The 8203-nt window shown below is 45.8% G+C and carries 9 protein-coding genes; 7 read left to right on the plus strand and 2 right to left on the minus strand.

Annotation, left to right across the window (positions count from 1 at the left end):
* Nucleotides 1-175 precede the first annotated feature (175 nt).
* From FC24_RS00145 to FC24_RS00160, 5 genes are all read left to right on the plus strand, one after another.
* A complete protein-coding gene (locus FC24_RS00145) occupies nt 176-493 on the plus strand; it encodes a helix-turn-helix domain-containing protein (protein ID WP_057872845.1) in 318 nt (105 codons plus the stop codon).
* Nucleotides 494-756: 263 nt separating this feature from the next.
* Nucleotides 757-2181 (plus strand): C69 family dipeptidase, encoded by a 1425-nt coding sequence (locus FC24_RS00150; RefSeq protein ID WP_057872846.1) that lies wholly within the window; start codon nt 757-759, stop codon nt 2179-2181.
* A gap of 198 nt (nt 2182-2379) precedes the next feature.
* The gene (locus FC24_RS11850) at nt 2380-2511 is read left to right on the plus strand and encodes a hypothetical protein (protein WP_268872289.1); all 132 of its coding nucleotides are present in this window, start codon (nt 2380-2382) and stop codon (nt 2509-2511) included.
* A 26-nt stretch (nt 2512-2537) separates the two neighbouring features.
* A complete protein-coding gene (locus tag FC24_RS00155; protein ID WP_057872847.1) occupies nt 2538-3743 on the plus strand; it encodes an acetate/propionate family kinase in 1206 nt (401 codons plus the stop codon).
* Between the two features lie 82 nt (nt 3744-3825).
* A complete protein-coding gene (locus FC24_RS00160) occupies nt 3826-4383 on the plus strand; it encodes a pyridoxal-phosphate dependent enzyme (RefSeq protein WP_083485576.1) in 558 nt (185 codons plus the stop codon).
* Nucleotides 4384-4536: 153 nt separating this feature from the next.
* Here the strand turns inward: FC24_RS00160 and FC24_RS00165 are convergent, their stop codons facing one another.
* Entirely contained in the window at nt 4537-5058 is a 522-nt protein-coding gene (locus FC24_RS00165) for a GNAT family N-acetyltransferase (RefSeq protein WP_057872848.1), read from the minus strand.
* A 10-nt stretch (nt 5059-5068) separates the two neighbouring features.
* Nucleotides 5069-5524, minus strand: a complete 456-nt coding sequence (locus tag FC24_RS00170) for a MarR family winged helix-turn-helix transcriptional regulator (protein ID WP_057872849.1) — start codon at nt 5522-5524, stop codon at nt 5069-5071.
* 471 nt (nt 5525-5995) lie between these two features.
* On the opposite strand from FC24_RS00170, the gene FC24_RS00175 reads away from it, so the two are divergent.
* The gene (locus tag FC24_RS00175; protein ID WP_057872850.1) at nt 5996-6637 is read left to right on the plus strand and encodes an LVIS_2131 family protein; all 642 of its coding nucleotides are present in this window, start codon (nt 5996-5998) and stop codon (nt 6635-6637) included.
* Between the two features lie 350 nt (nt 6638-6987).
* Entirely contained in the window at nt 6988-7971 is a 984-nt protein-coding gene (locus FC24_RS00180) for a ribose-phosphate diphosphokinase (protein WP_057872851.1), read from the plus strand.
* Nucleotides 7972-8203 lie beyond the last annotated feature (232 nt).

Raw genomic sequence — 8203 nt, forward strand, 5'->3', positions numbered from 1 at the left:
CCAGCTTGTGATTGAAAAAGCAAGCTGGCATTTTTTATTAAAAAAATTAAGTTTAAAAAAACAATGCGGAGAATTTGCGTAACTTAGTTATAGTGGGGTTGGAGAAGTGTTGCTGGACTTGATTTAATTTGCGATACTAGTTTTAAAATACCGGATTAAAAACGAGGTGCTCAGCATGACAGAAGATCTAGAGCCAAAATTAGCGGAAAGTTTAGCGCAGCTTCAAGCTTATGCAGTCGGGGATGCTTCAGGTGTATTGGTTGAAGAATTGCCCATTAAAACAGCGCCAACTTACAGTGCCACTGACATCAAAAAAATTAGGCAGTCGTTACATGCAACGCAACGTGTTTTTGCTTATTATTTAGCGGTTTCGCCGCGGACCGTTGAAGCTTGGGAAACTGGCCGGACCACACCTAGTGGCAGTACAAGGCGTTTAATTCAGTTGATTGTGGCCAAACCGCAGATTTTAGCTGTGCTTGAAGCACAAGATTAGCCCCTCTGTTTTTTCGCAAAAAATTTTAAATTTAAAAAAACAATGTGGGGAATTTGCGTAACTTAATATTAGTGGGGTTGAAAATTAGCGCTTCACCAAGCAGCAGTGACCAAAATTGGCGGTGTGCGGTTTAAGTTTGCTGCTGGTAGCGCTGGCAAGGGCGCGCTGTTTAGGCGGGCAACCTGTTTCTTTGCTTGCACCTGCTAAAAGGGGTAAAATATAACCAACTTAGCTGAATTTGGCAAAGAATAGGGGAGATTTTAATGGCAGAATATACACGTGCTTGTACCTCCGTTTTGGTAGGTAAAAAAGCTAGTCTCGATGGGTCAACTATGATTGCCCGCAACGACGATACCTTTTTGCCGAACACACCGCAACGGTTTGTGATGCACCCAGCGGTTAAAGGACAAAATAAAGTGTTGAAGTCTTATTTAAACGGCTTTCAGGCAAAATTGCCGGCAGACGCTTACCGGTACCAAGCGGTGCCGAACGTGGACGTTAAAACACAAGGCGTTTATGACGAAAGTGGCTTTAACGAAAAAAACGTGGCGATGAGTGCCACTGAAAGTACTTATGGTAATGAAAAGTCTTTAGCTTACGATCCGTTAGTACCAGATGGCATGGACGAAGATACGTTGCAAACCATGGTGCTACCTTACATTGATTCCGCCGCTGACGGGGTTAAACGGTTAGGTGCTTTGATTAAAAAGTATGGCTCACCAGCTGGTAACAGTGTGCTGTTTAGCGATAAAGAAAATGTTTGGTACATGGAAATCGTCACAGGACATTTATGGGTAGCACAGCGGATTCCTGACGATGCCTACGCAATCGCCGCTAACCAAGTTGCCATCCAACAAGTGGACTTTGATGACCCGGAAAACTTTATGTGGGCAGATGGGATTCAGGAATATGTGGCTGAACACCATTTGAACCCGGACAAAGAAGGCTGGAACTTCCGCCACATTTTTGGTACGGACAATGAAAAAGACCGGCACTACAACACACCGCGGGTTTGGTTTAGCCAGCGTTATTTGAATCCTGAAATCAAACAGGATCCAGAAAGCTCTGATCTACCATTTATCTGCTATACGGACCACAAAATTAGTGTGGAAGACATTGAATACATTTTAGGCTCCCACTATAATGAAACCCCATTTGATCCGTTGGGTCCTGGTGACGATCCAGCTAAATACCGTTACCGGCCAATTGGGTTGAACCGGACGCAAAACTCCCATGTTTTGCAAATTCGCCACGATGTACCCGACGAACAAGCGGCCATTATGTGGATGGCCTTTGGCTACCCGGCCTTCACCCCTTATGTGCCGTTTTACGCCAACGCGACGGATACGGATCCTAGCTACAGCGCTACCCCACTGAAATTTGATTTCAAGAGTGCCTACTGGATGTACCGGGCCTTATCTGTTTTAGTTGAAAGCCATTATAGCAAGTTCTTAGACAGCAACAATGCTTACTTGCAGGCGGCTAAGCAACAGCAACGGCACTTAATCGCAACTACTGATGAAGCAGCGGCGAAATTAAGTGGTGCGGCGTTAACGGACTACTTGACCAAGCAAAACCATGCAATGGTTGCGGATATGCGCAAGCGGACCATGGCCTACATGGGTGAGTTATTCACCATGGGCTTGGATTTGTCGAAGTTAACGTTTAACATGGATAAGAATTTATAAACTGTGCGGCTTCATTTAAAGCGCCAGTAAAAGCGGCCAAACAGGCAGCTGTGTGCCTTTGTTGGCAAAGTTCAACTGGAGGGACAACAGGGCTTGTTTACGGCTGCTTTTTATTTTGTGTTTTTGAAAGCGGTGTAAATTAAGCGTCACTAGTGAAAGCGCTTGAAAAATCGGTTGTGCTCCTTTAGAATGGAAGTTATGGCTAAACTGCAGTTACAACGCTGCATGGCTACTGTCGCTAGGAATTACCGTTGGCGACGCGCGCTGCGTTTAGTCGGCAAAACTAGTCATTTAGTAACGCAACCAACTCAATGGGGCAGCGTTTTTTAACTTTGGAGACGACCAGGAGGAATAGCATGGCAAAAGTTTTAGCAATCAATGCAGGCAGTTCCACGTTAAAGTGGCAGTTATTCGAGATGCCTGCGGAAACCGTTTTGGCTAAAGGGATGATTGATCGGCTAGGGATGGCCGATTCGGTTTTCACCGCCAAATATGGTGATGGTAAAAAATTCAAAATGACGCGGGACATTAAATCTCATGATCTTGCCGCGACGTTGTTACTGGAAGAATTGAAAGATTTAGGGATTATCGCCCGCTTTGAGGACATTAGCGGTATCGGCCACCGGGTGGTTGCTGGTGGTGAAACGTTCCAGGATTCTGTGGTAATCACGGCGCAAACGTTGCGTAAAATTGAATCATTAGCTGAGTACGCGCCTTTACATAATCCAACGCAGGCTTACTACATTCGTGTTTTCATGAAATTATTGCCGCGGGTACTGCAAGTGGCAGTGTTTGACACGTCTTTGTTTGCCAAAATGCCACCGCAAAATTATTTGTACAGTATCCCTTATGATTACTATGAAAAATACGGGGCGCGTAAGTACGGCGCTCATGGGACTAGCCACCGTTATGTTTCCCAGCAAGCTGCCAAATTGTTGGGCAAACCGTTGGCTGATTTGAAAATGATTACCTTACATTTAGGCAGTGGGGCGTCGATTACCGCTTTTGATCATGGCCAAGCTGTGGATACGTCGATGGGTTTTACCCCGCTAGCGGGCATCACCATGAGTACCCGTTGCGGCGACATCGATGTATCGTTATTACCTTATTTAATGGAAAAACTGCACATTAATAAAATGAGTGACATGATTGATATTTTAAATCACAAGTCAGGCTTGTTGGGGTTGTCACAACTATCGCCGGACCAGCGGGATTTGGAGCAGGCAGAAGCCAGCAATCCGCTAGCCAAACAGGCATTAGCCATTTTTATTAACCGCGTGGTGAAGTACATCGGTGCGTATGCCGCGACCATGAATGGCTTGGACGCGCTAGTTTTCACCGCTGGTAGCGGTGAAAACGGCATTGAATTGCGGGCTAACATTATCAAGCAGCTGGCTTACTTTGGCGTGCAAGTTGATCCGCAAAAAAATGCTGTCCGTGGCAAAGCCCGGGTGATCAGCACGGCTGATTCAAAAGTGGCTGCTGTGTTGATGCCAACCAATGAAGAATTGATGATTGTCCGCGATGTGATGCGGTTAGGGCACAACGACCCGGCGTTGTAGGGAAAATCGGCCTAGTTAATTTTAGACCAATTGTTTCACAATTTTTGGAAATTCTTTCTAGCAGAGAGTTTCATGGGCATTTTTGTTTGGGTCATTGCTAATTGATGCCCAGCACCCGTTATTCTTGTATTTGCCTTGCGGGGTTGGCGGCAGTCCCGGTGGGATCGCGTTTGGCGCTAAATATCAATTCGGCGATAATGTTTACGCCTTTTTCGCGGAACCCACCCATGTGCCGTCACTGTTATTAGGTTTGTTGACCAAACAGTACGCCAACGTCTCGGTGACTGATTTTGGCATCGACGGTAAAACGGTAATGGATGGTTTGGCCGTGCCGCGGACATCGCAGTTTGTTGCTCAATTGATGGCCCACTTTTTCGACGGTGGTTACACATTGACGGATGAAACGGCTAACTTAAATTTGGCGCGGCTTTACGATACAGAAAATATTTTCCTAGAACCGGCAGCAACAGCGGGTTTATCCGGGCCAGCAGCGTTGTTAACTTCTCAAGCGGGGCAAGCCTTTTTAGCCCAGCAGCAGCTAACGGATAAAATGGCTAATGCGGTGCACATCGCATGGGCGACAGGCGGTTCAATGGTGCCAGCAGCCGATCGGCAAGCGTTTTATCAGGCAGGGAAGTAATCTGCACATTGTAATCATGCGACATGCTTGAATGAAACTGCAATCGCGCTCAGATCTAGCTAATTCGTAAAAGACTGAAATTTGTCACAGAAATACAATAGTGCCCGTTATGGCACTATTTTTTATTCACAGTAGCCAGTAGTACTTTTCAAGTTAAGCCGGCAACGTTTTTTTCAATAATAAATCGTGTTGTAAATCCGCGCCTAATTGAAATTGATGGGCGCCAAAACGCTGAAAGCCTAATCGCTGGTAAAATTGGCGTGCAGGTAAATTATGTTCCCAAACGCCTAACCAAACCGTTTGTTTGTGCTGTTGGCTAGCGCGGTGCAACGCGTACTGAACTAACTTAGTCCCAAGCCCTAGCCGTTTAAACGCTTGGGATAAATAGATCCGTTCGATCTCTAAGCTTGCCGGGCCCATTGGTTCTGTTTGGGCGGTGCCGGTGTTTAATTTTAAATAACCAGCTAATTGTTTTTGGTAAAAAATGAATTGAAAATCAGTGGCCGGGTTAGCCAATTCTTGGGCTAACCGCGCTTGATTATAAGTAGTTGCTAAATAAGTATTTAAATCTGCCGGGGTATTTTCAGCACCAAAGGTTGCACTGAAAGTGGCGCGGCTAATTTTTTGTAGTTGGGGTAGGTCAGCTTTAGTGACTGGCCGCATGGTTATTAACATTGTTTCCTCCTTAATAGTGACGCTGGTGGCCTTTTTTAACTGCTTGCCAATCTTGAACTACATTGTGGCTAACTTTGGCTAACAACTGGCGCAGTTGGGCCGTTTCTGCAGCAGATAAACCGGTTAAAGCCACTTGTGTTGAATGGCGATTTTCTCGTTTAAGCAAGGGGTAAAGGCGCTTGCCAGCCGGGGTCAAAACTAAATGCTTAATTTTTCGGTTAGTTGCATCTGGCTTTTTTTCAAGCAAGCCTTTTTGCACTAGATTACGTAACGCCCGGCTACAAGTCGCAGTGTCCACGCACAGCAGTTCGGCTAGGCGCTCCTGAATGATGCCCGGGTTTTCGAAAATCCGCACCACATATAAATACTGGCCTTTAGTCAGGGCAATTTGTTTAAATTCCAAGTTACTCAGCGAATCCAGCGACCGGGCGATGGTACCGATTTGCCGTAAAATGTCAGCAGGCATATTGTTCCTCCTTCAGTAAAAGCTGTTGTTCAGTATAAACGTTTATTATTTTAGTTGCAAATGCAATAAAAATGAATATCTGATCGTGCTTCAATAAAGGGGACATTAGCTGCAAACCACATTAAAAGCAGCTAAAAGCAGTGCGGAAAACTAATTTTTGGACGTTTAAAGCTAAACAGCTGGTGACGTTGTTTTTTTGGTGCTATCTTTAATCTACGCAAAATGACTGGCTGATTTTTTAAAAATTAAATTTTTTTCGCCAGCGACTAATTTTTTAACGGATTAACACGCTGAACCCTTAACGTATCGCCAAAAAACAGCCAGAATAAACTTAATGATTTTTTGGTGGTCAAATGCATAAAAAATCAGTATAATCTAAGGTGTTACCAAACTTGTCATGCCGGCTGCTTAAAATGGTAGTCGGCGTGACGAAATACCGGTAGAATAAGTCGTGACGTAGGGGGTAAAAACGTGGCGTTAGTGAATATACTTGGGATTGCACTTTGGTTAGTGGTGCTGGGGTGCCTCTGGTTTGCATTGCATAATATCCGCACTCGGCGGCTAAAACGATTAGTGCACCGCCAGTACGGCTTTAACGGCAAAGATTTTGGCAAGTCCACCGTTTTAATGCTGGTTTTTTTAGCATTGCTAGGAACTGCCAGTTACTTCACTTTTTTCCGGGATGTGGATTTAGAGGACGAAAACGCGGTATCGGTGAAGTACGATTACGAACCACTGGTGATGACACCCATCGGCGGCAAATTTTACGATGTGAAAGTGGAAAACGGCAATGGCAAACAACCGCTGCAGCACTACACTTATTGGGTGAAAGGTGCGCGTTATCAGATTACTAGCAATAACGCTACCATTGTTGCCGGACCGCACCCGCTAAGCGTGGCAGCGTCTAATTATCCATGGTCGAAAAAAGAATTGGCGCACTATGATAAAAAATACGAACAAACCTTTGCGGCGACGCTGAAGGCGACCTACAAACCAACGCTGCTCAACGGATTGGGAATCCGCGCTGGCCGCACCGCCAGACACTTCACCATCATCCGCGTCCCCAACTCATCAGTGATTTACATGAAACCCGTTAAACCAATTAAAGATTAAAACCACAGCAGGACAACGGAAAAAAAACGCTGCCCTGCTTTTTTATGTCACTGTGGCAGCAGGAACCTACCAAGCAGTGTGCCTTTGGGCCCGCATTTACCTAAGGGCAGCTAACCTGCAGGCGTTGTTCACCGATGTGGGCAGCCACTAAAGCCGGCAGTGGTGACAATCAAGCGCGCTTGATAGCGCGCTTGAAACTTCCTCAACTCGGGAAGTGGTGACTTGATTTTACCTTAACCTGCGTAAATTAAGTAAAATCTTGATGACAAAGCATGAAAAACTGTTGCTTTTAGCCGGTAAAATGCTACCATTTTCTTGAAAGCTAATTTCTTACAAAACGGAGGATATGTATGGCAGAGCATAATTTGGATCCGCAGCTGAAATTGATTGCGTTAAACGCTAACCGCCCCTTAGCGGAAAAAATTGCCGCAGCGACCGGGGTCAGCTTAGCCAAAGCGTCGGTAAAACAGTTTAGTGATGGCGAAATTCAGATCAACTTAGAAGAAAGTATCCGTGGCGACGCGGTTTTTGTAATTCAGTCGATCTCTGATCCGATCAACCAAAATTTGATGGAATTAATGATTATGGTGGATGCTTTGCGCCGGGCCAGTGCGAAAAACATTAACGTGGTCATTCCGTATTACGGCTATTCGCGCCAAGACCGAAAAGCCCGGGCTCGGGAGCCGATTACCGCCAAGTTAATCGCGAATATGTTGCAGATGGCTGGGGTGACCCGCGTCGTCGCGCTGGACTTACACGCTGCGCAAATTCAAGGTTTCTTCGACATTCCTGTCGATCATTTGCAGGCCGCACCATTGTTGGCTGATTACTTTAAAAATAGCAGTTTAACCGAAAATTTAGTGGTGGTTTCGCCTGATCACAGCAGTGTCCCGCGGGCGCGCCAGATGGCGACATTACTAAATGGTGCGCCAATTGCCATCATCGATCGGCGCCATTCCAGCGAAACGGACTGCGAAGATTTAAACATCATCGGCAACGTCCAAGGTAAAAAAGCCTTAGTGGTGGATGACATGATCGATACTGGCGAGCGGGCGATCAGTTCCGCAGTTGCCCTGAAGAAAGCTGGTGCCACGCACATTTATGCAACTGGTACTCACGCTGTGTTCTCCGACGATTCACCGGCCAAATTACAGGCATCTGCCTTTGAACAAGTTGTTGTCACTGATTCAATTGAAATTCCCGCTGCCAAACAATTTGAAAAATTACACGTCGTATCAGTGGGCCCACTGATTGGCAAAGCGATTCAGTTAATTCACCAACACCGCTCTGTCGGCGCGCTTTTCCACCCCTTAGCCCAAATTGAAAAAGCTTAGTGATGTAAACGACCAGTGAACACTGGTCGTTTTTTGTTAGCAGCGGCGCTTCAAGCGCGCTTGAACAAAAATTAAGCGTGGCAAACCTAGCTGAATGCAGGCTTTTTGCACCGGTAGTGGGCATCATTTTCAGCTTGTAGTATAATGGTTATAAAGCGGTTAATTAGATTTACGTAAAGGTAACGTCAAAAGTTCTATGAAAACCGTGGTTCAGGAAGGGGTGTGACTGCTA

This window comes from Loigolactobacillus rennini DSM 20253, assembly GCF_001436505.1.
In the GTDB taxonomy this organism is placed as follows: domain Bacteria; phylum Bacillota; class Bacilli; order Lactobacillales; family Lactobacillaceae; genus Loigolactobacillus; species Loigolactobacillus rennini.

What these genes read in the sequence shown, in the direction of transcription:
- FC24_RS00170 (WP_057872849.1), bottom strand. Translation starts at nt 5,524, where the DNA reads ATGCCTGCTGACATTTTACGGCAAATCGGTACCATCGCCCGGTCGCTG.
- FC24_RS00150 (WP_057872846.1), top strand. Translation starts at nt 757, where the DNA reads ATGGCAGAATATACACGTGCTTGTACCTCCGTTTTGGTAGGTAAAAAA.
- FC24_RS00145 (WP_057872845.1), top strand. Translation starts at nt 176, where the DNA reads ATGACAGAAGATCTAGAGCCAAAATTAGCGGAAAGTTTAGCGCAGCTT.
- FC24_RS00155 (WP_057872847.1), top strand. Translation starts at nt 2,538, where the DNA reads ATGGCAAAAGTTTTAGCAATCAATGCAGGCAGTTCCACGTTAAAGTGG.
- FC24_RS11850 (WP_268872289.1), top strand. Translation starts at nt 2,380, where the DNA reads ATGGCTAAACTGCAGTTACAACGCTGCATGGCTACTGTCGCTAGGAAT.
- FC24_RS00180 (WP_057872851.1), top strand. Translation starts at nt 6,988, where the DNA reads ATGGCAGAGCATAATTTGGATCCGCAGCTGAAATTGATTGCGTTAAAC.
- FC24_RS00165 (WP_057872848.1), bottom strand. Translation starts at nt 5,058, where the DNA reads ATGTTAATAACCATGCGGCCAGTCACTAAAGCTGACCTACCCCAACTA.